This window comes from Streptomyces sp. NPDC050164 (assembly GCF_044459945.1).
Lineage (GTDB): Bacteria > Actinomycetota > Actinomycetes > Streptomycetales > Streptomycetaceae > Streptomyces > Streptomyces coeruleorubidus_A.
In genome coordinates, this window is sequence record NZ_JBITJK010000059.1 from 1 (window position 1) to 24,363 (window position 24,363).

The following is a 24,363-nucleotide window of genomic DNA, read 5'->3' on the forward strand; positions in this document are numbered from 1 at the left end:
ATCGACACATCACATCAACGACCACACCGACAACCAGACACCGCACGTGCCTCGTTCCAACCGATCGAGGCACGTGCGAAATCCGGGTCTAGACGGCGGCCGCAGGAGCCCCGCCGCGGCCTCACATGAACGCCCCGTGAACGTTCCCGGCCATTGGTCTTGACCAAGGATCAGGGCCGCCCTATGGTCGCAGAGAAGTGAAACAACCTTTAAAAAACAAGGGCGCTAAAACACCGCCGACCACGGCGATTGCGGAGGACAGGGTGGGGACCACGCAGCTGGAATCGGTGCCGGAACCGAAGTACTGGCATCTCAAGACCGTGCTCAGTCAAGCGCTCGACTCGGAGTTCTCCGTGGGGGAGATCCTGCCCAACGAGCGCGACCTCGCGGCCCGCTTCGGCGTCGCCCGCGCCACGCTCCGCCAGGCCCTGGAGCAGCTCGAACTGGAGGGCAGGCTCCAGCGCCGCCGCGGTGTCGGTACGACCGTCGCGCCGCCCCGCATGGGCGTCTCCCTCGACACCGGCCCGCACACCTGGCCGGGCGGACCCGAGGACGCCTGGCAGCCCGTCGACTGCACGGCGGCGGTGCCGCCCGCGGCGGTCGCCGAGGCGCTGGAGACCGGTCCGGAGGAGTCCGTGCACGTCGTGCGGCGCTCCCGGGTCTCGCACGGCCGGCCCGTCGCCGCCGAGCTGTTGTACATCCCGCAGTCCTCGGTGCCCGAGCTCTCCGGCATCGACGCGCCGTCCGGAGCGGCACGCGCGCGTGCGGTGCTGCGCGAGCTCCAGCGGCTGGAGCTGGAGCGGCAGGAGAACGCGGTGGAGCTCGGCTCCGCCGGGGCCGACGATGCGAGGGAGCTCGACCGGCTGCCCGGGGCGCCCGTGCTGGTGGTGACGACACGGTTCGTCGCCGGGGGGCGTACGGGTGCGCTTTCGGTGGCGACGTATCGCGCTGACACGTGTCGGTTGACCTTCGGTGACTCGGGTGGGGTGGAGATCCACGCCGGGCCGCAGCGGCGGGCTTCCTGACCGTCGCGTTCCGGGGACTGCGGTGAGTGGCGGGGCTGCGGGTGTGTTGTGGCTGGTCGCGCCCACGCGGCGGAGCCGCGTATCGGCTCAGCCTCGCGCCCCAGGCAGGGCGTTGCCGTTCAGCGGCGTTCCACCGTGAACAGTTGTTCCTCCACATGGTCCAGGGCCAGCCGCAGGGCACCTGTCGCCACTGCCGCGTCTCCCAGGCGGGACAAGGTCACCTGCGGGGGGCGCAGGCAGTAGCGGGCCAGTTCGTGGCGGAGGGGGTCCAGGACGCCGTCCAGGCCCGCCGCCCAGCCGCCGATGACGACCAGTTCCGGATCGAGGGCGAGGACCAGGGCCGCCACGTCGTGGACCAGGCGCTGGAGGAAGCGGTCGACGGCCGCCCGGGCCCGCTGGTCGCCCTCGCGGGCCCGCGCGAAGACCTCGGCCACGGCTTGTTCGTCAAGGGGGTGAAGGGGCTCGTCCGTGGTGGACAGGAGCGTCTCCGGCGTCACGTCCCTGCCGAGGAGATGCAGCGCGCCGATCTCGCCGGCCGCCCCGCCGTACCCCCGGTGCAGCCGCCCCCCGATCAGCGAACCGGCGCCCGGGCTGAGCCCCGCCAGCACGAACACCACGTCGTCCGACTCGGTGGCCGCGCCCTTCCAGTGCTCGGCGACGGCCGCCGCGTTGGCGTCGTTCTCGACCAGGACCGGGCACTTGAACGACCGGCTCAGCCGCTCGCCCAGCCGCAGCCCCGTCCACCCGGGCAGCGCGGTGCCCAGCCGTACCGTGCCGTCCGCCTCGACGATCCCGGGCGTGGCCACGCCCACGGCCCGTAGCGAGCCGCGTGCGACACCGGCCCGGCGCAGCAGCTCGGCGACCGCTCCGCGCAGCCGTTCCAGCCGCTCGTCGGCGCCCGCCGTCTCGGGCACGTCCTTGGCCTGGGAGCCGATCACCCGGCCGTCCAGGTCGGCCAGCAGCGCGGCCACCCGGTGCGTGCCGATCTCCAGCCCCAGCAGGTGCCCGGCCTCCGCCCGGAACCGGAAGCGCCGCGCCGGCCGCCCCTGCCGCCGGGCGGCGCCCTCCTCGGCCGCCTTCTCGACGACCAGACCGGCCTCGATGAGCCCTTCGACGACGCCCTCGACGGTCGGCCGGGACAGCCCTGTCACCCGGGTGATCTCGGTCAGCGTCGCGCAGTCCGTGGCACGCAGCGCGTGCAGCACCACCGCGGAGTTGATCCTTCGCAGCAGCGAGGGGTCCCCGCCGGTCAGCCGCCCCACCGTCCGTCCTCCCAGCTCGTGCGCGTGTGGGCCGGATCGTACTCGGCGCGGCGGGGCCCGGCGAGGGGCGGGCGCCCGGCCCCGTCGATCACCCCGGCGCCACGAACCCGGACTCGTACGCCGCGATCACCGCCTGCGTGCGGTCCCTTGCTCCCAGCTTCGCCAGTACGGCGCTGACATGCGACTTCACCGTCTCGGTGCCCACCACCAGCCGGGCGGCGATCTCGGCGTTCGACAGGCCCCGCGCCATCAGCCGCAGCACCTCGCCCTCCCGCTCGGTCAGCTGGGCCCGCTCCATCACCGCCCGCGCGGCCCGGTTCCCGTTGCCCTCGCCGTACTCGGCGGCCAGCTGTCGTACCGAGGCCGGGAACAGCAGCGACTCGCCCTCGGCGATCAGCCGCACCGCGTGCACGATCTCGGCCGGCCGGGCCCGCTTCAGCAGGAACCCGTCGGCGCCCGCCCGCAGCGCCTCGTACACGTACTCGTCGTTCTCGAACGTCGTCACCACCAGGATCCTCGGCGGTTCGTCGACAGTCCGCAGCAGCGCCCGGGTGGCCTCGATCCCGTCGAGCAGCGGCATCCGTACGTCCATGGCGACCACGTCGGGCCGCAGCTGCCGCACGAGCGGGATCACCGACGCCCCATCCGCGGCCTCCCCGACCACCTCGATGTCGGGCTGGGCCTCCAGCACGGCCCGCAGCCCCGCGCGCACGAGGGGTTCGTCGTCGACGAGGAGAACGGTGACCGGCATCGGACCAGCGTAGATCAACTCAACGGCAGTTCGACATGGACCTGCCAGTCGCCCTCGTCGGGGCCGGTCCGGGCCAGCCCGCCGAGCAGGGCGGCGCGCTCGCGTATGCCGCGCAGGCCACTGCCCCGCCCGGGGCCGGGTATCGGCTCCGCCAGCGGGTTGCGTATCGCGAGGACGAGGGTGTCGCCGGTGACGTGCACACGGACCCGTACGGGTACGGCCCCGGCGTGCCGCAGCACATTGGTCAGCGCCTCCTGGAGGATCCGGTAGCCCTCCCGGGACACCGGCCCGGGCATCGTGTCCACGGGGCCGGTCACCTCGGCGTCGACCTTCGCCCCGGAGGCGCGCGCGGACTCCAGCAGGCGGTCGGCGTCCGCGAGGGTCGGCCGGCTGCTCACGGGTTTCTCCGACTCGCGCAGGACACCGAGCACACGCTCCAGATCCTCCAGGGCGGCCCGGCCGGTCTCCTCGATGGCGCCCAGCGCCCGGTCGGTGAACGCGGCATCACCGGCCGCCCGAGCGGCCCCGGCCTGTACGACGGCGACCGTGAGCGCGTGGCCGATGGAGTCGTGCAACTCGCGGGCGATGCGCGTGCGTTCCAGGAGCTGTTCGGTGCGCTCCTCCATGGCCGCGAGCCGCTCCGCGGGTGACGGGCCGAGGAGCCTCACGGCCAGCGCGGTGACGAGGTGGCCCGACCACACCACGGCCACAGCCAACAGCAGGAGCGGCACGGGTGCGATCAGGGCGTGCCACCAGTGGTGCTCCTCGACGTTCACGAATCCGTCGGCGGCCGGCCCGTGACCCAACCCCGTCGTCAGCAAGTCGACCGCGAGGAAAGGCAACTGGACGGAGAGGTGAGCCACGATCCAGCCGAGGACCAGCCGCGCCTCCAGCCACACCACCGTCCGGCCGCGATCGGCCCAGGTGGCCGACGGAGTGGTCGCGATCTCCGTGCCCTCACCATCCTGCCGATGGCCGGTCAGCAGCAGCCTGGCCTGGAACCCCTCCACGACCCGCGTGATCGGTACGAGGCCCGCGAATCCGAGCAGCACCGCGGCCGTGACCTGGGTCCACCACGCCTCCTGAACGAACAGCCACAGCGACGGCCACACGAAGGCCACCACGATGTGCAGCCACCGCTTGTACGTCACAGCCCGTGTGAGCGGGCGCAGCATGCGGACCATTGCGCCATCGTCCCAGCCGCCACTGACAACGAACCTCCCCCGCATGGGGGAGACGATCTCCACCGCCGGGGGAGGCCCGCACCCCGGACGAGCGGCCACGCTGCTGCCATGACCAGCATCGAAGTCCAGGACCTCACCAAGGAGTACGGCACCAAACGGGCCGTGGACGGCCTCACCTTCCGCGTCCTGCCCGGCCGTGTCACCGGCTTCCTCGGCCCCAACGGCTCCGGGAAGTCCACCACCATGCGGCTGGTGCTCGGCCTCGACCGGCCGACCGCCGGCTCCGCCACCCTCGGCGGCCGCGCCTACCCGACGCTGCGCGAACCCCTGCGCCAGGTGGGCGCCCTGCTCGACGCGCAGGCCGCGCACGGCTCCCGCACCGCCCGCGACCATCTCCGCGTCCTGGCGAGCAGCAACCGCATCCCGGACCGGCGGGTCGACGAGGTACTGGAGGAAACCGGCCTGGCGTCGGTGGCCCGGCGCCGTGTGCGGACGTACTCCCTGGGCATGCGCCAGCGCCTGGGCATCGCCGCCGCCCTGCTGGGCGATCCCGAGGTGGTCATGCTGGACGAGCCGTCCAACGGTCTCGACCCCGAAGGCATCGTGTGGATCCGGCAGTTGCTGCGCCGGCTCGCCGGGGAGGGCCGCACGGTCCTGGTCTCCAGCCACCTGATGAACGAGACCGCGTCCTTCGCGGACCACCTTGTCGTCCTCGGCCGGGGCCGACTGCTGGCCGACACCCCGATGCGGGACTTCATTCACGAACGCGTGCAGCCCAGCGTCCGCATCCGCACATCCGACCCCGCCGCCCTCCGCAGCGCCCTCGCCCGGCACGGCCACGACGCCGTGGAACACACGGACGGTCATTGGACCGTGCACCACGCACGCGTGGACGACGTCGGCCGCATCGCCTCCGCCGCGGGTGCGCCGGTCCTCGAGCTCGCCGCCGAGGAGGGCACGTTGGAACAGGCCTATTTCGACCTCACGTCGGCCGAAGCCGAGTTCACCACCCAGCCCCAGGAGGCCTGACCATGGAACTCACCCCCGTCCTCCGCTCCGAGTGGCTGAAGATCCGTACGCTGCGCTCGCTCCCGGGAGCGCTCCTGGCCCTGTTCGCCGCGACCACGGCGTTCTCCGCGATCGCCGGTGTCTCCGAGACGTCGGCCCCCGGATTCGACCCCCTGTTCACGGCTCTGTCCGGTGTCGTGCCGGGGCAGATCGCGGCCGTCTCCTTCGGGGCCATGGCCGTGTCGTCGGAGTTCCAGTCGGGCGCGCTCCGGGTCTCGCTGGCCGCGGTTCCGCGGCGCGGCCGGTGGTTCGCGGCCAAGGCGGCCGTCATCGCCGTACCCGCCCTGCTGGTGGGACTGGTGACCGCCCTCGCCGCCCTCCTCGTGGCACGGGCGGGGCTCGGCCCGGCAGCCGACGGGCTCGGCACCGGCGAGCAGGTGCGCGGCGTCGTGGGCTGCGGGGTCTACCTCATGCTGATGGCCCTGTTCGCCGCCGGACTCGCCGCCCTGCTGCGCAGCGGCGTGGCGACGCTGTCCCTGCTGATCCCGTTCATCCTCGTCGTGTCGTTCGTGATCGGCGACGCGACGGGCACCGTCGCCGACTTCCTGCCCGACAAAGCGGGACAGCTGATCCTGCGGGAGACCTACGACGGCACTCTCGGGCCGTGGTCGGGGCTCGCGGTGACCGCGCTCTGGGCGGCGGCCGCCCTGCTGGCGGGAGCGTGGAGCCTGCGCCGCCGGGACGCCTGACCGGAGAACGGCCGGAACCGGGTTGACGCCCCGCCAAGTGTCAGTGGCGGCGGGTTTACTGGACCCATGAACATCGCACAGCACATCGCCCTCATCGACGAGCTGTGCTACCGCCCCTTTCCGGCGGAGCACGGCCCGTCGGACGTCGGCGTTTCCGGACCCGGTCATCACACCGCGGTGTTAGATGCCGCGGGCGACGACGACCCGGCGCTCCGGGCGGTGACGATCGACCAGTACGAGAAGGACCGGGGCGCCGTCTACGAACTCCTCGCCTCACGCTGGGGCGACACGCTCCCTTACAACCTGCAGACCGTCCTGCTGCGCACCGAGCAGGAGGAGATCCCCCGGCCGTGGGCCGAGTTGAGCGAGCGCGCGAGCGTCGCGTACCTGTGGGAGGTGGAGGGCACCGGCCGCTGGGTGGCCGTGGCGGTCACCGACCGCGACACGTCGCGCGGCATCCAACTGCTGGCGCTGGTCACGGAGACGGACCCGCCGTAGGAGATCAGCTCCCGGCGGCTTCCCGCAGCCGCGCGAACTCCTCGGCCATCGTCTCGGCCGTCCAGTGGGCGTTCAGCCCGCTCGGATTGGGCAGCACCCACACCCGCGTGTCCCCGATCACCCGCGACTGCGGGCCGACCCGGGCCTTCCGGTCGTCGAACGCGGCGCGGTACGCGGTCACTCCGACCACGGCCAGCCAGCGGGGCCGCAGCCGCCCCACCTTCAGCGCGAGCAGGCGCCCGCCCTCCCGGTACTCCTCGGCGCTCAGCTCGTCGGCCCGAGCGGTCGGCCGCGCCACGACATTGGTGATCCCGAGCCCGTACGACAGCAGCTCCTGCTGCTCGGACGGCGCCAGCAGCCGCGGCGTGAACCCGGAGCGGTGCAGCACGGGCCAGAAGCGGTTGCCCGGGCGGGCGAAGTGATGGCCCGTCGCGGCCGTCATCAGACCGGGATTTATGCCGCAGAACAGCACCCGCAGACCGTCCGCGACCACGTCCGGCACGATGCGGTCGCGGGCGGCCTCCAGCTCCTCGGGTGTGAAACGGGGCATCGTGTGCGGCGCGTCAGAGGATCGCGCCGGGCGTGTAGCCCGCGGCCTGGGGGTGCTGCTTCACGATCTCCTCGACCCGGGCGACCACGGCGGCGACCTGGTCGCCGGCGGCACCCGTGAAGGACAGCTTGTCGGCCATCAGCGCGTCCAGCTCGGCGCGGTCGAGCGGAATGCGCGTGTCGGCGGCCAGCTTGTCGAGCAGCTCGTTGCGCTCGGCGCCCTGCTCGCGCATCGCGAGCGCGGAGGCGACGGCGTTCTCCTTGATCGCCTCGTGCGCGAGCTCGCGGCCCACGCCGGCGCGCACGGCGCCCATCAGCACCTTGGTGGTGGCGAGGAACGGCAGGTAGCGGTCCAGCTCACGGGCCACGACCGCCGGGAACGCGCCGAACTCGTCGAGCACCGTCAGGAACGTCTCCAGCAGACCGTCCAGCGCGAAGAACGCGTCCGGCAGTGCGACCCGGCGCACCACCGAGCAGGACACGTCGCCCTCGTTCCACTGGTCGCCCGCGAGCTCGCCGGTCATCGAGGCGTAGCCGCGCAGGATCACCATCAGGCCGTTGACGCGCTCGCAGGAGCGGGTGTTCATCTTGTGCGGCATCGCCGAGGAGCCGACCTGGCCCGGCTTGAAGCCCTCGGTGACCAGCTCGTGCCCGGCCATCAGCCGGATCGTCTTCGCCAGCGACGACGGCGCGGCCGCCAGCTGCACCAGCGCCGTGACGACCTCGTAGTCCAGTGAGCGCGGGTAGACCTGGCCGACCGACGTGAACGCCTGGGAGAAGCCCAGGTGCGTGGCGATCCGCTGCTCCAGCTCGGCGAGCTTCGCACCGTCCCCGCCCAGCAGGTCCAGCATGTCCTGCGCGGTGCCGACCGGGCCCTTGATGCCGCGCAGCGGGTAGCGGCCCAGCAGCTCCTCGATCCGGCCGTAGGCGACGAGCAGCTCGTCGGTGGCGGTCGCGAAGCGCTTGCCGAGGGTGGTGGCCTGCGCGGCCACGTTGTGCGAACGGCCGGCCATGACCAGCTCGCCGTACTCGCCGGCCAGCTTGCCCAGGCGGGCCAGGACCGCCACCGTGCGGTCGCGCATCAGCTCCAGCGAGAGCCGGATCTGCAGCTGCTCGACGTTCTCGGTGAGGTCGCGGGAGGTCATGCCCTTGTGCACGTGCTCGTGCCCGGCGAGGTCGTTGAACTCCTCGATCCGCGCCTTCACGTCGTGCCGCGTGACCTTCTCGCGCTCGGCGATGGAGGCCAGGTCGACGGTGTCGAGCACACGCTCGTAGTCCGCGAGCGACGCGTCCGGCACCTCGATCCCGAGGTCCTTCTGTGCGCGCAGCACGGCGAGCCAGAGCTGCCGCTCCAGCCTCACCTTCTGCTCGGGCGACCAGAGCGTGGCGAGCTCGGCGGAGGCGTACCGTCCGGCGAGGACGTTCGGGATGCGGGGCTTGGCGGGAGCGGAAGTCACGTGGACGGATTCTACTGGCGATTCGTGCAGGCCAGCGCCGCGGGTGCCTTCGTGGGAACCTACGAGAGGTGCTCGACGAGGTCCGCAGGCACGTGCGCGTGGCACGGCTGAGGCGCACACCAGCAGGCCAGCGCCGTGCGGCACAGCTCCTCCTGGACCGGTGCTCGCATGTCTGCAGCAGCTCGGGCCGCTTCGGCGGCGGGCCGTCGCCCGGCAGCGTACCCATGGTGTGAGGACGCCGCCCCTTCCGCCGGCCGCTGCAAGACGAGGGAACGCGACGACTTCACGCGGCTCGTATCGGGTCTTCGCACCGGCCGCTTCGCAGCCCAGGTCTTGATCTTGTGGGAGTCTTCCTGTGGCTCCCGCGATGTGGGCCAGTGGGACGCCCTGATCAAGACCTGCGAGAAGCAGCGCGTCCGGGCGGCGCGTCGGCGGGCGCGGCCGAGGCGATATCGGTACGCGGCGATGTCCGCGCCGGCTTCTCGCCGGCGGCATGTACGGCGTCGGGTAGCTCATCGATTGCGAAGTCGATGAAGGACTGCCCTGTGGCGGCGATGTCTGGAAGAGGGGCCGTGATGGTCCGGCCGTCGATCGGCGGCAGGCCCGGACGGAGGTCCCCCGGGCCATCGCGAGGTGTTCGTATGCAGGATCCGAACCGCGTTGCGGGCCGTCTGGGATGAACGGCCTTGCGCGCTCCCGCACGCTCTCCGGCTTGCTCAGAAGGCCGGTGCGGACTGCTCCGTGAGCCGGTTCTGCTGCCGTGCGCCGAGCACGGCGTCTCGCAGTCGTTCCTGAGCAATCGTCAGGCACGCGTAGACCGCTCCTTGTGCCGTCGACAGGCCGATCTGATGCGGACCCGTCCTGATCTCCGGCACCGCCGGAAGGCTCTGGTCGAGCCGCTCGCGCACCTGGGGAAGGACGATGTCGACGAGCGGACGCAGCCGGCCCACGAAGTAGACCGACTCCGGGTCCAGCGTCACCGCGACGACACTGACAGCGGTCACGATCGCCGTGGTGAACGCCTGCAGCACCTCGGCGTGCGGAGCCTCGGTGTGCGGTTGCAGCCAGAGATCCTCGATGCGCTCCAGGTCGAGCCCCCGCTCGCGAGCGAACCGGAGGAGACCTCGGGTGCTCAGCAGCTCGTCGAGGTTCTCGTCGCCGACTCCGGAGGAGAGCACACCGATGTCGCCGAAGGTGGGTGTACTTCCCCGGGCGAGCTCGTGATCCGTGCAGCTGGCGAAGTTCAGTATGGTGCTGACGCTGAAGAGGGCGGCGTTCCTGATGGTGGCGTCGTCGGTGAGGATCCCGAGCAGGGACGCGTTGGCATCGCTGTCGAGCAGCACAGGGGCGTCGACCAGAGCTTCGATAGCTTGCTGGAGGCCTGAGCCCGCGAAGATTTTCATCGACTCCGCGGGGCCGAAGATCTCCGTGCCGCCCCGGACCCGGCCGGGCACTGCGGCGACGATCTGACGCAGAGGCCCCTGCGCGGATTGGGCGGCCTGCGCGATCAGGTCGACCAGCCATCGCGCGGCGTCCTGGACCTCCTGGTGATCGGCGGTGGAAACCGTCACGTGCTGGATCTCACGACCCCTCAGGTCGGTCACCAGCACACCGGTGGTCTGGGCGCCGAAGCTGACACCGGCGACGTGGCCGGTCGTGCCGGGCAGGTCCAGATAGGTGGACCGGCGGCCGCGGCCGGTGATCTCGTCGACCCCGCCGTCGACGACGAAGCCGTCGGCACGGAGCTCCTCCACCGCTCTGGACACCGTGGCCTTGCTCAGGCCCGTCAGCTCGATGAGCTTGTTCCGCGTCAAGGGCGCGTGGGAGAGGACCACGTCGAGGACTGATGCCTTGTTGTAGTCGCGTGAGGTCGGGTTGGTCACGTGACGACCATAGCGAGCCCCGTACGCAGATCGGGCAGGGACCGGTTTGGGCGGTACCGCCCTGCCGTCGGCGAAGCCCGCGAGCAGCCCCTGCGGATCATCGCGGTCTCCTTCTTCGCCTGGCCGCCTACGTCACCATCGACGCCGGCCGCGCCCTGACCGGCAGCGGTGAGGCCGAACGCTCGATCCCCGCCCCTCGCGGAGCTCGCGAAAAAAAGTTTCTAGTTTCAGGTTGGAACTGGAATTAATGATGGTATGTTTCCGGCCAACGCAGCGAGCAACCCCGGAACAAGACTGAAGGTGTGCCTGCCGATGACTTCAACGCTGAGTCGGGCAATCGCTCACTACCCCAACCGGTTCGACCCCGGGGTGCTGAGCGAACTCCCCGAGCACCTCCAAAACACCATCCACCGCCGGAACAAGGTGCTGGGTCCTGGTTACACACTGATCTACAGGGAGCCGGTCGAGTTCGTCTCCGGTCACGGCGCCCACCTGATCGACCGTGACGGCAACGACTACCTCGACGCCTACAACAACGTCCCCTGCGTCGGTCACGCCCACCCCCACGTGGCCGAGGCCGTCGCCCGCCAGATGGCGGTGGTCAACACCAACACGCGCTACGTCCAGGAAGCCCTGGTCGATTACGCGGAGCGGCTTCTTTCGACGTTCCCCGAGGAGCTGTCCAAGCTGAGCATCGCGTGCAGCGGGTCGGAGGCGAACGACCTGGCGGTGCGGGTGGCGCGGTTCCACACGGGCGGCGAGGGCATCATCGTCACCCGCTGGGCCTACCACGGCATCACCCGGGAGGTGGCGAGCTTCTCACCGACCCTCGGCGCGGGCTCGCCGCTGGGGTCGAACGTCCGGCTCATCGACGCTCCTGACCCGCGCCTCGTCGCGCCGGGATCCACGCTCGACGAGCACATGCGCCAGCAGTTGCGCGGCGCCATCGACGACCTCGAGCGCCACGGCTACCGGCTCGCGGCCCTGATCACCGACTGCGCCCACAGCAGCGACGGCATCTTCACCGACCCCCCCGGCTACATGCGGGCCGTCGTGGAGGAGGTGCACGCGGCCGGCGGTGTCTACATCGCGGACGAGGTCCAGTCGGGATTCGCCCGGCTCGGGGACTCGATGTGGGGTTTCAGCCGCCACGGTGTGCTGCCGGACATCGTCACCCTGGGCAAGCCGATGGGCAACGGCCTGCCGATCTCGGGTGTGGTCTTCCGCCCCGAGGTCAGCGAGGAGTTCGGACGCAACGTCCGCTACTTCAACACCTTCGGCGGCAGCTCCGTCCCCGTGGCCGCCGGCGCCGCGGTGCTGGACGTCTTCGAGAAGGAGAACGTGCAGCAGCGCGTCCTGGAGAACGGCAACGCCCTGCGTGCGGGGCTGCGGGAGATCGCCAAGAATTCCCCCTATGTCGCCGAAGTCCGCGGCGCCGGTCTCTACGTCGGCGTGGAGATCGTCAAGGACCGAGAGACCCTCGAGCCCGACCGCGCACTTGCCGAAGACGTCATCAACGACATGCGCGATCGCCGCATCCTGATCAGCGGCACGGGCACGTCCGCGAACACACTGAAGATCCGTCCCCCGCTGGCCTTCGACTCCGCCGATGTGACCCGATTCCTGGAGACCTTCGCCGAGGTCGCGAAAAACCGTCTGTGACAGGCCGGCCGAAGGGACTGACCGTGAACACCTCACCGGCTGCGAACTATGCGCATCGGCTCCTCGAGGAGAGCGGCCTGACATCGTCCCACGAACCCATCGGCGCGATGCTGGTGAGCATTTTCCTTGAGGAGCACTTCCGCCTCAACGGGTGCTTGGAGCGACTGGCGACCGAGAAGGACGACACGTTCAGGCTCAGCACCGACTCGAGCAGCTACCTCGTGAAGGTCTCACCACCTGACGAGGCGGAGGCGGTTGTCGCCCTCCAGACCGCCGCGATGCGCTACCTCGAAACCACCGCTCCGCACTTGCCCGTCCAGCGGGTGAAGCTGACCGCCGGCGGAAACGACAATGTCACGATCAGACTGAACGACGGCAGGGCTCGGTTCCTGCGGGTGTTCGACTTCGTCGAAGGCCAGGTCCTGGCCGATGCGAACCCGGACGCGGAGCGGCTCGCCAAGGCCGGCGAGATGCTGGGGCTGATCGACGTGGCGCTCAGGCCGTTCACGCACCCGGCGGACCGACGAGGTCTGGCATGGGACATCCGGCATTTCCACCAGCTGACCGAACTGGTCGAGCACACGCCGAGCCCCGAGCACCGCCAGTTGGCCCGGTCGGTCTTCCGGCTCTTCGGTGAAAACGTCGTCCCGAAGCTGAGTGATCTCGAAACGCAGGTGATCCACGGTGACTTCAGCCCTTACAACATCGTGGTGGATCCAAAGAGCGATCACTTCGTCACCGGTGTTATCGACTTCGGCGACACTGTGCGCAGCGCGGTGATCTTCGATCCCGCCGTTCCCATGGCGAACCTGCTCGGCAGGACGCCGGATCATCCCTGGCGGGACGCCTGCGCCTTCGCCGCCGGCTACCAACGGGAGCGGCCGATCCAGGCCTCGGAACTGCCGCTGCTCCCGGTTGCCGCGTTGGCACGACTCACACTGCGTGCGCTGATCACGAACTGGCGCGCGGAGCGCGCACCCGAACGGCGCGAGTACCTCCTCGATCACGCCAAGGACGACTGGATCAATATCGAGCGTTCCTTGACCGTGAGCCCGGACGACGTCGTCGCGCACCTCAGGGAAGCCCGTCACGGGCATTCCTGAAAAGCCAGTCCCGAACATGTGCGGTTTCCACAGAAAAAGATAGGAGCATCCTCATGGCCATTCCCTCGTTGCAGTTCCGGCCGAAATACGTCTCGTTCGACTGCTACGGCACGTTGATCGAATACCCGATCACCCCGATCACGCGTGAGCTCGTCGGCGACCAGGTCCCCGCCGAGCAGTGGGACCAGTTCGTCCGGGAGTTCCGCGGCTACCGCTACGACCAGGTCCGCGGCCAGTACTACCCCTACGAGCAGGTGCTGCAGGACTCCTTCGAGCGGGTCTGCCGCAAGTGGGGTGTGAAGGCGGCGCCGGACGCGGGCAAGCGGTTCGCCGACGGCGTCCGCAGCTGGGGGCCCCACCCGGACGTGGTGGAGCCGCTGAAGAAGATGGGCGAGAACTACAAGCTGGTCATCCTGTCCAACGCCGACGACTCCTTCCTGGAGGAGAGCGTGCCGAAGCTCGGGGCGGACTTCCACGCGGTCTTCACCGCGGAGCAGGCCGGCTACTACAAGCCCCGCTACGCCGCGTTCGAGTACATGCTCGACCAGCTCGACGCGTCCCCCGAGGACTTCGTACACGTCGCCTCGCACACCCGTTACGACCACCAGTCGATGCACGACATGGGCTTCCGCAACCTGGTCCTGCTGGACCGCGGCTACGACCCGGTGACCCACGGCTACGACTACGTGACGGTGAAGTCCCTGGACGACCTCAACACCATGCTCGGCATCTGACCCGATGGCAACACCAGTCCCGCACGGCAAACCCCCAGGTTTCTCCCACGCTTTGTGTACGTTTCACCTAGGGCCTGTCGTTTGGATCACGTCGCAGACGCGGGGTCTGGCACGCGCATCTGCGGCGTTGTCGTCGGTTGCCGATTCCCCCACGCTCGGCTTCGCTCGCGCGGGCGGTGCTCCCATCGCATCGCCGCCCTCCTCCGCCTTGCAGCTGCACGCACCAGACCCCGCTCACCGGCGCTGAAGAGATGCCGTCGCTTCCCTGCGACCTGATCCAAACGACAGACCCTAGGGGGCCGGCGTGGCACACACGACGCACGGCTCCGAGAGTTCTGCCACCCTGTGGGTGTGCGGGGCCACAGCGGGCGGGCCGTCCGGCCAGAGGTCGTCCCAGGTCCAGTAGCAGCCGATCTCACGGCAGTGCTCGGCGCACACCGGATCACCCCAGTAGGGGACTGACAGCGGCGTAATGCCGTCGCCCGAGGAGCTGCCCGTCAGGCGGCGGCCGATCCAGGGCAGCAGGTGCTGCCGGGCGAACCGCAGGTCCGCCGTGCGGCGCATGACCCAGCCGGGCGGCAGTGTCGTCGGCATCGGGGTGCGCCACTCGGTGTCCTCGGGCTTGTAGCCGAGCGCCTGCCACACCGCCTCCGCGGCCCTGCGGTGACCCTCGCCCGTCAGGTGCAGCCGGTCCACGTCCCACATCCGCGGGTCGGCGAGCGAGGGGGCGCCGTACAGGTCGACGACGATCGCGCCGTGCCGTGCGGCGAGCTCGTCGACGCAGGCGAACAGTTCCTCCATGCGCGGCCGGAACCGCTCCAGGACAGGACCCCGGCGGCCCGGGCTGCGCATCAGCACGAGCTGCTTGCACGACGGGGCCAGCCGCTCCACGGCCTCCTCCAGGAGCCCGCGCACGCGGCCCATGTCGCACTTCGGCCGCAGCGTGTCGTTGAGCCCGCCGACCAGGGTGACGACGTCGGCCTCCATGGCAGCCGCCACGTCCACCTGCTCGTCGACGATCTGCCGGATCAGCTTGCCGCGCACCGCGAGGTTGGCGTAGCGGAAGCCGGGCGTGCGGGCCGCCATCCGCGCGGCGAGGAGATCGGCCCAGCCCCGGTAGGTGCCGTCGGGCAACAGGTCCGACATGCCCTCGGTGAAGGAGTCGCCGACCGCGACGAGGCTGCTGTAGGTGGGGTTCGTGTGCATGGAGACGGAAATAGTATCCCGTACACATACCCAGCAGTCGGTCACCCATCGGGAGCACCGGGAGCCGGGCCCTCACGCCCGCTGGCCGAACAGCTCCCGCAGTACGTCCTCCATGGTCACGAGGCCGGCCAGCCGGCCGTCCGCCCCGAGGACGGCCGCGAGGTGCGTACGGCTGCCCCGCATCGCCGTGAGGACGTCGTCCAGCGGTGTGTGCTCCCGCACGCGCGCGATGGGCCGCATGTCCCGCAACCGGAACGGCACATCGCGCCCGACGGCGTCCAGCGCGTCCTTCACGTGCAGGTAGCCGACGATCCGCCGACCCTCGTCCACCACCGGGAAGCGGGAGAACCCGGACTCCGCCGACAGCCGCTCCAGCTCGTCCGGAGTGACGCCCACGCGCGCGTAGACCACGCGTTCCAACGGCAGCACCACGTCGCGCACCGGACGGCGGCCCAGTTCCAGCGCGTCGTGCAGCCGCTCCTGGGCGCGGTCGTCGATGAGCCCGGCCTCGCTGGAGTCCTTCACGATCTGCGCTATCTCGGCGTCCGAGTAGGAGGCGGCGACCTCCTCCCGGGCCTCGACGCGCAGCAGCTTCAGCAGCGCGTTGGCGAACGCGTTCACCGTGAAGATCACCGGGCGCAGCGCCCGGGACAGCGTCACCAGGGGCGGGCCGAGCGTCAGCGCGCTGCGCACCGGCTCGGCGAGCGCGATGTTCTTCGGCACCATCTCGCCGAGCAGCATGTGCAGATACGTGGCCAGGGCCAGCGCGATTACGAAGGACACCGCGTGCCCCGCGCCCTCGGGCACGCCCACCGCGTGGAACACCGGCTCCAGCAGGTGCGCGATCGCCGGCTCGGCCACCACACCCAGCACCAGCGTGCACAGCGTGATGCCGAGCTGTGCGGCCGCCATCAGCGCGGACACGTGCTCCAGGCCCCACAGCACGCTCTTGGCGCGCCGGTCGCCCCGGTCGGCGTAGGGTTCGATCTGGCTGCGGCGCACCGAGATCAGCGCGAACTCGGCGCCGACGAAGAAGGCGTTGACGACGAGCGTCGCCAGACCGATCAGCAGCTGGACGGCGGTCACAGCTCCGCTCCCTTCTCGTCGGGCTTCTCGTCGTCGAGGGGCGCGTGCAGCCGGACGCGGGCGGCCCGGCGGCCCGTGGCGTCCAGGACCTCCATCCGCCAGCCGGCGACCTCCACAGTGTCACCGACGGCCGGTATCCGGCCGAGCACCGTCGCCACCAGCCCGGCGAGCGTCTCGTACGGCCCTTCCGGGGCGCGCAGCCCGACGCGTTCGAGGTGGTCCACGCGCGCGGAGCCGTCGGCCGAGTACAGGGCGTGGCCGGCCTCGTCCGTGCCGGCCGGCGCGAGGTCGGGCAGCTCGTGCGGGTCGTGCTCGTCGCGCACCTCGCCGACGACCTCCTCAACGATGTCCTCCAGGGTGGCCACGCCCGCCGTGCCGCCGTACTCGTCGATCACGACGGCCATCGTGCGCTTGCCTGCGAGCCGGTCCAGGAGCCGGTCGACGGTGAGCGTCTCCGGGACCAGCAGCGGCTCGCGCATCAGCTCGGAGACGAAGATCCGGGTCCGGCGCTCCACCGGTACCGCCAGCACGTCCTTGACGTGCGCCGTTCCGACGACCGAGTCGAGGGTGCCGCGGTAGACGGGGAACCGGGACAGGCCGGTCGCCCGGGTCGCGTTCGCCACGTCCTCCAGGGTCGCCTGCACGTCCAGGGCGACGACCTGCACCCGGGGAGTCATCACGTTCTCCGCGGTCAGGTCGGCGAGGTTGAGCGTCCGCACGAACAGCTCGGCGGTGTCGGCCTCCAGGACGCCTTCCCTGGCGGAGTGCCGGGCGAGCGCCGCCAGCTCCTGCGGACCGCGCGCCGACGCCAGCTCCTCGGCGGGCTCCACACCGATCCGGCGCACGACACGGTTCGCCGTGTTGTTGAGGTGCCTGATGAAGGGCCGGAACGCGGCGCTGAACCAGCGCTGGGCGTTGCCCACGGTCTTGGCGACCGTCAGAGGCGACGAGATCGCCCAGTTCTTGGGCACCAGTTCGCCCACGACCATCAGGAACACCGTCGACAAAGCCGTGCCCAGCACCAGCGCCAGGCTGTGCGACGCCGACCGTGAGATGCCGATGTCCTCCAGTGGCCCGGCGATCAGCGCGGCGATCGACGGCTCGGCGAGCATGCCGACGACCAGGTTCGTGACCGTGATGCCGAGCTGCGCCCCGGAGAGCTGGAACGTCAGGTTCCGTACGGCCTTCAGTGCGCCCTGCGCGCCCCGGTCGCCGCGCGCCACCGCCTGCTCCAGCTCGGCACGCTCGACCGTGGTGAGGGAGAACTCGGCCGCCACGAAGGCGCCGCAGGTGATCGAGAGCAGGATCGCCGTCAGGAGGAGGAGCACTTCGGTCATCGGTTCACCCCTGTTCCATGGTTCTCCAGGACGGGGCGGAACGCGCGGTGTCGCGTACTGGGAGGCTCGCCCATGGGCGGACGCTCACAACCTTTCATGCAGAACCGAGTGGCCATCCAAGGGTAAAGGATGGGCAAAGTCCTGCGGTCGGGGTGCTCAGGAGGAGTCGGCGGGGACCGGGGAGAGCCGGTAGGCGCCCTCGTGTGGGACGACGTGGCCGGCGGTGGGCGGTGGGAAGTGGGTGCCCAGGAGGAGGGTGTCCGTGCCGGCGAGCGCGCCGAGCAGCTCGCGGCGCGAAGCCTGTGACCGTCCGGGGTCGATGTCGACACAGGCGCCGATGCCGGGGTGGGCGAGCTGGACGGGGTGGTGGACGCAGTCGCCGGTGATCAGTGCCGTGCGTCCGTGGCTGGTCAGTTCGACGGCGATATGGCCGGGGGTGTGCCCGGGAGTCGGGATCAGACGCAGGCCCGGGACGACTTCGAGGCCCTCGGCGGGGACGTCGAGGAGGTCGAGCAGTCCCGCTTCCTCCACCGGGATCACGGAGTCGCGGAACATCTGCCGGCGGGCCTCGTCCATGTCGTACCCGGACCAGAACTCCCGCTCGGTGCGGGAGGTGAGGTGGCGGGCGTTCGGGAAGGTGGGCACCCACTCGCCGTTCACTTCCCGGGTGTTCCAGCCGACGTGGTCGGCGTGCAGGTGGGTGAGGATCACCAAGTCGACAGAGTCCGGGGGGAATCCGGCGGCGCTGAGGCGCTGAAGGTAGTCGGTGTCGAGGTGGTGCCAGGCGGGGTTGGCCCGCTCCTTGCCGTTGCCGATGCCGGTGTCCACCAGGACGCGCAGCCCGCCGACGGTGAACGCGAAGCTGTGGCTGTCGATGCGCAGGACGCCCTCGTCGTCAGCGAAGTGGGGGCGCAGCCACTGCTGCTCCGTGACGACCTGCGGGGTGGCGCCGGGCAGCAGCCAGGGGCCGGTGGCGGGTGGCAGGGGGATCTCGTCGACGCGGTGGACGGTGATGCCGCCCACGGTCCAGGAAGCGGGCGTGGTCAATGGTCCTCCTCGGAACGCGCTTAAAGCAATCTGTTTGCGTTAAGGCGACCGTAGGTCCTAGAGTCCTCTAAGGCAAACGATTAGCCTTTACAGGGGAGTTCATGTCCCAGCCCGAACTCACGCCGCCCGAAGCGGCCCGCTGGGCCCGCCGCGCCGGGCTCGTACTGCCCGCCGACCGTCACGCGGCGGTCGCGGCCACCGCCGACCACATCCACTCCGTCGTGGCGGTCCTGAGGGAGCTGGACTTCGGGGACACCCCGCCCGCCCCTGCCTACCGCGCGGCAGCGGTGAAGGATGCGCACGATGGCGAAGGAGACGCACGATGCAGCCGTATGAACTGACGCTCGCGGCCGCCGCCGACGCGATCCGGGCACGTCAGCTGTCCCCCGTCGAGCTGGCCGACTCCGTACTGGAGCGCATCGAGCAGGTGGAGCCGGACCTTCGGGCCTACGTCACCGTCGACGCCGAGCAGGCGCGCCGGGCCGCGCGCCGAGCCGAGAACGACATCGCCGCCGGCCGCCACCGCGGTCCGCTGCACGGCATCCCGATGGGCCTGAAGGACCTGATCGATGTCGCCGGCACGACCACGTCGGCCAGTTCCCGGGTCCGGTCCGACCACCGCGCGCAGACCGACAGCACCGTCGCCGCACGCCTGTCGGCGGCCGGAGCGGTACTGGTCGGCAAGACCCACACGCACGAGTTCGCCTACGGGCTGACCACCCCGCAGACCCGCAACGCCTGGGACCCCGGCCGGGTCGCCGGCGGCTCCAGCGGCGGATCGGCCGTCGCCGTCGCCGCCGGCGCCGCCACCTTCGCCCTGGGCACCGACACCGGCGGATCCATCCGGGTGCCCGCCGCGCTGAACGGGGTCGTCGGCCTCAAACCGACCTACGGCCTCGTCCCGCGCCACGGCGTCACGTCCCTGTCCTGGTCGCTGGACCACGTCGGCCCGATCACCCGCACCACCGAGGACGCGGCCCTGGTCCTCGAGGCCCTGGCAGGCCACGACCCGCGCGACCCCGCCTCCCTGGTCACAGCACCGGCCCACTACCGGCCGGGCCCGGACACGGATCTGACCGGACTGCGGATCGGCGTGCCGCGCACCTACTACTTCGACCACGTCGACGCGGAGGTGGAAGCCGCCGTCCGAAGCGCGATCGGCCGGCTCCAGTTTCTCGGTGCCCGCCTCGTCGAGGTCGAGATCCCCATGACCCGCTACATCCAGGCCACCCAGTGGGGCCTGATGGTGCCCGAGGCCACCGCCTATCACGAGAGCACCCTGCGCACGGTCCCCGAGCTCTACCAGGACGACGTCCGGATCCTCCTGGAAGCAGGTGAACTCATGCCGGCCGGGGACTACCTGCGCGCCCAGCGCTCCCGCACCCTCATGCGGCGGGAATGGGCGCGCATGCTGCGGGAGGTCGACCTGATCGCCGCCCCCACCGTGCCGACGACCGCCGTCGTGGCCGGTCAGGGGCAGGTCACCTGGGCCGACGGCACCGTCGAGGGCGTCTCCGACGCCTATGTGCGGCTCTCGGCCCCGGCCAACATCACCGGCGTGCCCTCACTGTCCGTACCGGTCGGCCACGACACGGCGGGGCTGCCGATCGGCATGCAGCTCATCGGGCCGCCCCTCGGGGAGAGCGTGTTGCTGCGGGTCGGGCACGCCTGCGAACAAACCCGTCCCGCCCGCGGTCTCGCGTCCGCGGCCCGGTGCCTGCCGTGCTAGACGCAACGAGTTCGCTTTAAGGTGGGTTCCGTGAGCAGGCAGATGGTGCGCCCCGGCGGGCGCAGCGCCCGGGTCCAGGCGGCGGTGCACACCGCCGTGCGCGAACTCGCCTCGGAGGTCGGCCGGGACGCCTTGACCGTGCCGATGGTCGCCCAGCGCGCGGGCGTGACGCCGTCGACGATCTACCGCCGCTGGGGAGACATGCAGGAACTGCTGTCGGACGTGGCGGTCGAGCGGCTGCGGCCCGACACCGAACCCGGGGACCTCGGCACCCTGGCATCCGACCTGACGGCCTGGGCCGAGCAGTTCCTCGACGAGATGTCCTCGCCCACCGGCCGCGCCTACATCCGCGACGCCCTGCTCGGCGACCCGGACGGCGCCAACGCCGGCCAGTGCTCCGCCTACGCCGCCCAGCAGATCGACGTCATCCTCCGTCGCGCGTCCGAGCGGGGGGAGCCGGCACCCGGCGTCGAGACGGTCGTCGACCAGGTCGTCGCGCCCATGATGTACCGCATCCTGTTCCGCCCGGACGGACTCGACACCGCCTACGCCCACCGGCTCGTGGCAGGAGTCCTCAGCCCGAAGAGCACGCCTGGCCGGTGAGGGGCTTCACTCCGACCGGCCCTAGTCCGTAAGCGGCTTCACCCAACGCCGCCACTTCTCCTCGGGCGCGTACCCGGCGGCCCCCCACGCGCGGTGCGCGGTCTCGTTGCGCGTGAGCACCATCGCGTCCGCGCGCCGCCCGCCGAGCCGTACGAACCGCTCCTCGGCCGCGGCGAGCAGCGCGGAGGCGATGCCCTGGCGGCGGTGGTCCGGATGCACGGCCAGCCGGTAGAGGTGGCAGCGCCGGCCGTCGCATCTTGGCAGCTCACAAACATCGCCTGAGTGCTGCCCGTGCCTACAGCGGCTTGACCCAGCGCCGCCAGTGGTCCTCGCGGTGGTATCCAGCCGCGGCCCAGGTGTGGTGGGCCTGTTCGTTGACTTCGAGGACCATGGCGTCGACGCGTCGCCCGCCCAGGGCGGCGAATCGTTGTTCTGCTGCTTCCAGCAGGGCGGTGGCGATGCCTTGCCGACGGTGGTCCGGGTGTACGGCCAGCCGGTAGGCGGAGCATCGCCATCCGTCGAAGCCGGCTATGACGGTTCCGGTGAGGACGCCGTCGCGCTCTGCGAGGAGCAGGGCTTCGGGGTCCGTTGCGATGAGTCGGGCCACTCCGTCGTGGTCGTCGCTGATGCTCGTTCCTTCCGCGGCTTCGCGCCAGAACTGCAAAACGGTGTCGATGTCCGGGAGAGTGGCGTGGCGTATGTGGAGATCACTCATGGGACGAGCCAAGCAGAGCGCCGGCCTGTCTGGCGAAGGATATTTGTGCCGAGGAGTCGAGAGGGGCGGGTTTGCCCCGGGTTTGCCAACGCCGTTGAGCTCATGGGTCACAGGGGCACGTGACGTTGGTCCTGTCCCGCCGTGGTGTAGCCCGTGAACCTCGACGGGCACAGGAGCGCCTTCGGCGTTGGTGTTGCCGTTGTCCAAGACTTTGCCGTTGCGCTTACGACCGAACCGGCAGTAGCTGCGGCCCTGGTCGTTGAAGAACCAGGAGCGAACGTCGCGTCAGGGGTGCGGACACAAGGTGCTCCTTCGTCGAGAGAACCGGTGTGGCGCGACGCCGGAACGGGCGTGGTCACTTGGCCGGTCACGCGGTGGGCATCCGGTCACGCAGGAGTTGGGGGTTGACGGCTGCGCCGGAAGGAAAACGTGCCGCCGGCGTGCAGCGGTCCCGGCCGTGTGCCCCCTCGCGGCCGCTCTTGCACGGGGGCAGACGACGGCAGCACGGGAGTGTTTCCGGTCTCACCAAGCTCCGTCACGGCCGCCGGTTTTTCGATGCCGGTGAACCGGCGGCCGCAGCCGTACGTGCCAGTCCATGGCATCGATACCGACACCACTCCGGAATGAAGACGATGGCCGACGCCGTCGACCTCGGCACCTCCTGAGCCGACCGGCCCCCTCGACCCGCACGTCCCCACGAAGCAGACCCGCACGCCCACGAAGCAGACCCGCACGCTCCCGAGAAGGCAGAAAGGGCCCGCACATGAACACCTCCCGAAGACTCATCGCCAGGCTCACGGCCACGGCATCCGCCACCTGTTTAGCCGCTGCTGGACTCGCCCTCGTCCCGGCGAGTGACGCCTCGGCGGCCGGCGCGCCGCAGGGTGGCCACGTCTACGCGCTGACGGCGGCGCACAGCGGTAAGAACGCCGCCGTGCTGTCGGACTCCCTGGCCAACGGCGCGGCGGCCGTGCAGAGGACCGCCTCGGGCGGGCCCGGCCAGCTGTGGGAAGCCGTCGACCACGGCGACAACACCTTCTCGCTGGTGAACATCAACAGCGGCAAGTGTCTGGACGTGCCGAGCGGCTCCATGGAAGCGGGAACCGCTCTCAGCCAATGGACCTGCAACGGCGGCAGCAACCAGCGCTGGACCTTCAGCGGCTCGGCGATTGTCTCTGCCCGCAGCGGCCTGTGCCTGGACGTCTCCGGCAGCTCCACCGCGGAGGACCGCGCGCTCGTCCAGTACACCTGCCGGAACACGACCAACCAGCAGTGGAGCCTGACCGAGCGCCTGCGCTCGGCGACCTGGGGACCGAGCATGGTCAGCGGCGGCCAGACCTTTACCAGGCAGACCATCCGGATGGTCGTCCACAACAACACCTCCGGCGCGGGACTGCGCATCCGGCTGTCCAACCTGCGCAGCACGACCCCGCTGTCGGTGGGTGCCGTCAGGGTGGCCGTCCAGTCCAGCGGCGCCACGGCGGTCGCGGGCACCACACGCACCGTCACCTTCGGCCGGTCGGCCACGCCCACCATCCCCGCTGGGCGGGAACTGACCAGCGACGTCATCCCAATGCCGGTCGTCGCGGAGCAGAACCTGCTTGTGAGCATCTATCTCCCGGGCACCACCGGCGCCTCCACCTACCACCACGACGCCCACCAGACCTCGTACCTGTCCAATGCGGGCACCGGCAACCACGCGGCCGAGGAGGCCGCGACGAACTTCACCACCACCACGGCTCGCTGGTTCTACGTGGCGGGGCTCGACGTGGTGTCACCCACGGCCAACGGAACCGTAGTTGCCATCGGCGACTCCATCACCGACGGCTCCAACGCCACCGCCAACGCCAACCGGCGCTGGCCCGACTACCTCGCCCGGCGGCTGCAGACCGAGTCCGGCGGCCAGCGCCTCGGCGTGGTCAACGCGGGCATCGGCGGCAACCGCGTGGTCACCGACAGCCCGACCGTGCAGCAGGGCATCGCGGCCATGACCCGGTTCTCCCATGACGTCCTGACCCAGCCGGGCGTGAAGAACGCCATCGTGCTGGAGGGCATCAACGACATCAACCACAGCAGCGTCACCGCCGAGCAGATCATCGCCGGCTACCGGACCATGATCGACCAGGCGCACCAGGCCGGTGTCCGGATCATCGGCGGCACGATCCTGCCGCACTCCTCGCAGAGCGCCGCCAAGGCCGCCATCCGCGCCCAGGTCAACAAGTGGATACGGACCAGCGGAGCCTTTGACGCGGTGATCGACTTCGACGCGGCGCTCAGGGACCCGGCCAACCCGGCGCGGCTGCTCCCCGCCTACGACAGCGGGGACCATCTGCACCCCAACAGCGCGGGCATGCAGGCCATCGCCAACGCCGTGAACCTCTCGCTGCTCACCTCCTGAACGGTGCCCACCTCCTGGGCGGCTCGTTCCGTTCCGTGCCCCGCGTACGGGCCAGCGAACGGAACGAGCCGCTCACGCGCGCGCAGGCGGGCAGCTGCTGCAGCGGACGATCAGGTCGCCCAGGACGACCACACGCATCCCGGACCGCGGACGCACGTGGATGGGGTCCAGCATCACGGTGATGCACTGGCGCCCCACCTCGGCGAAGTCCGGGTGCACCGTCGTCAGCGGCGGGACGCCGAGGAATCGAGAGGGGTGGGCCTGGTCCCGGGTTCGCGCACGCCACGAGCCCGCCGTGATCCCTTGTAGTGGCTTGATCAACGACGCGATCTCATTCGGGCTCACTGTCCGGGATCTCCAGGGTGTGTTCCTCCAGG

23 protein-coding genes and 2 pseudogenes are annotated in these 24,363 nt (G+C 70.6%); 12 read left to right on the plus strand and 13 right to left on the minus strand.

Going from position 1 to position 24,363, the window contains the following annotated elements; genetic code table 11:
* Nucleotides 1-263 precede the first annotated feature (263 nt).
* On the plus strand, nucleotides 264-1,025 hold the full coding sequence (locus tag ACIBNA_RS42100; RefSeq protein WP_399170621.1) for a GntR family transcriptional regulator: 762 nt from the start codon (nucleotides 264-266) through the stop codon (nucleotides 1,023-1,025).
* Between the two features lie 119 nt (nucleotides 1,026-1,144).
* Here ACIBNA_RS42100 and ACIBNA_RS42105 read toward each other — a convergent pair whose 3' ends face one another.
* The 3 genes from ACIBNA_RS42105 to ACIBNA_RS42115 all read right to left on the minus strand — a co-directional run bounded on the left by ACIBNA_RS42105 (nucleotide 1,145) and on the right by ACIBNA_RS42115 (nucleotide 4,222).
* Entirely contained in the window at nucleotides 1,145-2,287 is a 1,143-nt protein-coding gene (locus tag ACIBNA_RS42105; protein ID WP_399170622.1) for an ROK family transcriptional regulator, read from the minus strand.
* An 88-nt stretch (nucleotides 2,288-2,375) separates the two neighbouring features.
* Nucleotides 2,376-3,038: a response regulator gene (locus tag ACIBNA_RS42110; RefSeq protein WP_399170624.1), complete on the minus strand. Its 663-nt coding sequence runs from the start codon at nucleotides 3,036-3,038 to the stop codon at nucleotides 2,376-2,378.
* 14 nt (nucleotides 3,039-3,052) lie between these two features.
* Nucleotides 3,053-4,222 carry a sensor histidine kinase gene (locus ACIBNA_RS42115; protein WP_399170625.1) on the minus strand — a complete coding sequence of 390 codons (1,170 nt, stop codon included), beginning with the start codon at nucleotides 4,220-4,222 and terminating at the stop codon, nucleotides 3,053-3,055.
* A 108-nt stretch (nucleotides 4,223-4,330) separates the two neighbouring features.
* Here ACIBNA_RS42115 and ACIBNA_RS42120 point away from each other — a divergent pair, with 108 nt between their 5' ends.
* From ACIBNA_RS42120 to ACIBNA_RS42130, 3 genes are all read left to right on the plus strand, one after another.
* Nucleotides 4,331-5,251: an ABC transporter ATP-binding protein gene (locus tag ACIBNA_RS42120; RefSeq protein WP_399170626.1), complete on the plus strand. Its 921-nt coding sequence runs from the start codon at nucleotides 4,331-4,333 to the stop codon at nucleotides 5,249-5,251.
* A gap of 2 nt (nucleotides 5,252-5,253) precedes the next feature.
* On the plus strand, nucleotides 5,254-5,979 hold the full coding sequence (locus tag ACIBNA_RS42125; RefSeq protein ID WP_399170627.1) for an ABC transporter permease: 726 nt from the start codon (nucleotides 5,254-5,256) through the stop codon (nucleotides 5,977-5,979).
* Between the two features lie 66 nt (nucleotides 5,980-6,045).
* Nucleotides 6,046-6,477, plus strand: a complete 432-nt coding sequence (locus ACIBNA_RS42130; RefSeq protein ID WP_399170628.1) for a hypothetical protein — start codon at nucleotides 6,046-6,048, stop codon at nucleotides 6,475-6,477.
* A 4-nt stretch (nucleotides 6,478-6,481) separates the two neighbouring features.
* Here ACIBNA_RS42130 and mug read toward each other — a convergent pair whose 3' ends face one another.
* From mug to ACIBNA_RS42145, 3 genes are all read right to left on the minus strand, one after another.
* A complete protein-coding gene (mug, locus tag ACIBNA_RS42135; RefSeq protein WP_399170630.1) occupies nucleotides 6,482-7,027 on the minus strand; it encodes a G/U mismatch-specific DNA glycosylase in 546 nt (181 codons plus the stop codon).
* Nucleotides 7,028-7,040: 13 nt separating this feature from the next.
* The gene (gene purB / locus ACIBNA_RS42140) at nucleotides 7,041-8,483 is read right to left on the minus strand and encodes an adenylosuccinate lyase (protein ID WP_399170632.1); all 1,443 of its coding nucleotides are present in this window, start codon (nucleotides 8,481-8,483) and stop codon (nucleotides 7,041-7,043) included.
* 716 nt (nucleotides 8,484-9,199) lie between these two features.
* On the minus strand, nucleotides 9,200-10,366 hold the full coding sequence (locus ACIBNA_RS42145) for an ROK family protein (protein WP_399170633.1): 1,167 nt from the start codon (nucleotides 10,364-10,366) through the stop codon (nucleotides 9,200-9,202).
* A gap of 63 nt (nucleotides 10,367-10,429) precedes the next feature.
* Between ACIBNA_RS42145 and ACIBNA_RS42150 the strand changes: the two are divergent.
* The 4 genes and pseudogenes from ACIBNA_RS42150 to ACIBNA_RS42165 form a co-directional block, all read left to right on the plus strand.
* A pseudogene (locus ACIBNA_RS42150) lies at nucleotides 10,430-10,557 on the plus strand (cation transporter); the annotation flags it as partial.
* A gap of 121 nt (nucleotides 10,558-10,678) precedes the next feature.
* The gene (locus ACIBNA_RS42155) at nucleotides 10,679-12,028 is read left to right on the plus strand and encodes an aspartate aminotransferase family protein (RefSeq protein ID WP_399170634.1); all 1,350 of its coding nucleotides are present in this window, start codon (nucleotides 10,679-10,681) and stop codon (nucleotides 12,026-12,028) included.
* 23 nt (nucleotides 12,029-12,051) lie between these two features.
* Nucleotides 12,052-13,131 carry a phosphotransferase gene (locus tag ACIBNA_RS42160; protein WP_399170635.1) on the plus strand — a complete coding sequence of 360 codons (1,080 nt, stop codon included), beginning with the start codon at nucleotides 12,052-12,054 and terminating at the stop codon, nucleotides 13,129-13,131.
* 53 nt (nucleotides 13,132-13,184) lie between these two features.
* The gene (locus ACIBNA_RS42165) at nucleotides 13,185-13,865 is read left to right on the plus strand and encodes a haloacid dehalogenase type II (protein ID WP_399170636.1); all 681 of its coding nucleotides are present in this window, start codon (nucleotides 13,185-13,187) and stop codon (nucleotides 13,863-13,865) included.
* A gap of 444 nt (nucleotides 13,866-14,309) precedes the next feature.
* On the opposite strand, the pseudogene ACIBNA_RS42170 reads toward ACIBNA_RS42165, so the two are convergent.
* From ACIBNA_RS42170 to ACIBNA_RS42185, 4 genes and pseudogenes are all read right to left on the minus strand, one after another.
* Nucleotides 14,310-15,071 (minus strand): annotated as a pseudogene (locus tag ACIBNA_RS42170) (SGNH/GDSL hydrolase family protein); the annotation flags it as partial.
* Between the two features lie 72 nt (nucleotides 15,072-15,143).
* Nucleotides 15,144-16,157, minus strand: coding sequence for a hemolysin family protein (locus ACIBNA_RS42175; RefSeq protein WP_399170637.1), 1,014 nt, complete (start codon nucleotides 16,155-16,157; stop codon nucleotides 15,144-15,146).
* Nucleotides 16,154-17,494, minus strand: a complete 1,341-nt coding sequence (locus ACIBNA_RS42180; protein WP_399170639.1) for a hemolysin family protein — start codon at nucleotides 17,492-17,494, stop codon at nucleotides 16,154-16,156. The genes ACIBNA_RS42175 and ACIBNA_RS42180 overlap by 4 nt, the downstream gene beginning before the upstream one ends.
* A gap of 156 nt (nucleotides 17,495-17,650) precedes the next feature.
* Nucleotides 17,651-18,541: an MBL fold metallo-hydrolase gene (locus tag ACIBNA_RS42185; protein ID WP_399170641.1), complete on the minus strand. Its 891-nt coding sequence runs from the start codon at nucleotides 18,539-18,541 to the stop codon at nucleotides 17,651-17,653.
* A gap of 101 nt (nucleotides 18,542-18,642) precedes the next feature.
* Between ACIBNA_RS42185 and ACIBNA_RS42190 the strand changes: the two genes are divergently transcribed.
* The 3 genes from ACIBNA_RS42190 to ACIBNA_RS42200 are packed head-to-tail and all read left to right on the plus strand — an operon-like array spanning nucleotide 18,643 to nucleotide 20,873.
* On the plus strand, nucleotides 18,643-18,882 hold the full coding sequence (locus ACIBNA_RS42190) for a hypothetical protein (protein ID WP_399170642.1): 240 nt from the start codon (nucleotides 18,643-18,645) through the stop codon (nucleotides 18,880-18,882).
* Nucleotides 18,864-20,270, plus strand: a complete 1,407-nt coding sequence (locus tag ACIBNA_RS42195) for an amidase (RefSeq protein ID WP_399170643.1) — start codon at nucleotides 18,864-18,866, stop codon at nucleotides 20,268-20,270. The genes ACIBNA_RS42190 and ACIBNA_RS42195 overlap by 19 nt, the downstream gene beginning before the upstream one ends.
* Before the next feature lie 42 nt (nucleotides 20,271-20,312).
* Entirely contained in the window at nucleotides 20,313-20,873 is a 561-nt protein-coding gene (locus ACIBNA_RS42200) for a TetR/AcrR family transcriptional regulator (protein WP_399170674.1), read from the plus strand.
* A gap of 21 nt (nucleotides 20,874-20,894) precedes the next feature.
* On the opposite strand, the gene ACIBNA_RS42205 is transcribed toward ACIBNA_RS42200, so the two are convergent.
* Together ACIBNA_RS42205 and ACIBNA_RS42210 are read right to left on the minus strand one after the other, a co-directional pair.
* On the minus strand, nucleotides 20,895-21,218 hold the full coding sequence (locus ACIBNA_RS42205; RefSeq protein WP_399170676.1) for a GNAT family N-acetyltransferase: 324 nt from the start codon (nucleotides 21,216-21,218) through the stop codon (nucleotides 20,895-20,897).
* The gene (locus ACIBNA_RS42210) at nucleotides 21,169-21,588 is read right to left on the minus strand and encodes a GNAT family N-acetyltransferase (protein WP_399170644.1); all 420 of its coding nucleotides are present in this window, start codon (nucleotides 21,586-21,588) and stop codon (nucleotides 21,169-21,171) included. Before ACIBNA_RS42210 ends, ACIBNA_RS42205 begins: the two co-directional genes overlap by 50 nt.
* A gap of 763 nt (nucleotides 21,589-22,351) precedes the next feature.
* Here ACIBNA_RS42210 and ACIBNA_RS42215 point away from each other — a divergent pair.
* Entirely contained in the window at nucleotides 22,352-23,986 is a 1,635-nt protein-coding gene (locus tag ACIBNA_RS42215) for an RICIN domain-containing protein (protein WP_399170645.1), read from the plus strand.
* Nucleotides 23,987-24,058: 72 nt separating this feature from the next.
* Here ACIBNA_RS42215 and ACIBNA_RS42220 read toward each other — a convergent pair whose 3' ends face one another.
* Nucleotides 24,059-24,331: a hypothetical protein gene (locus ACIBNA_RS42220; protein WP_399170646.1), complete on the minus strand. Its 273-nt coding sequence runs from the start codon at nucleotides 24,329-24,331 to the stop codon at nucleotides 24,059-24,061.
* Nucleotides 24,332-24,363: the final 32 nt, after the last annotated feature.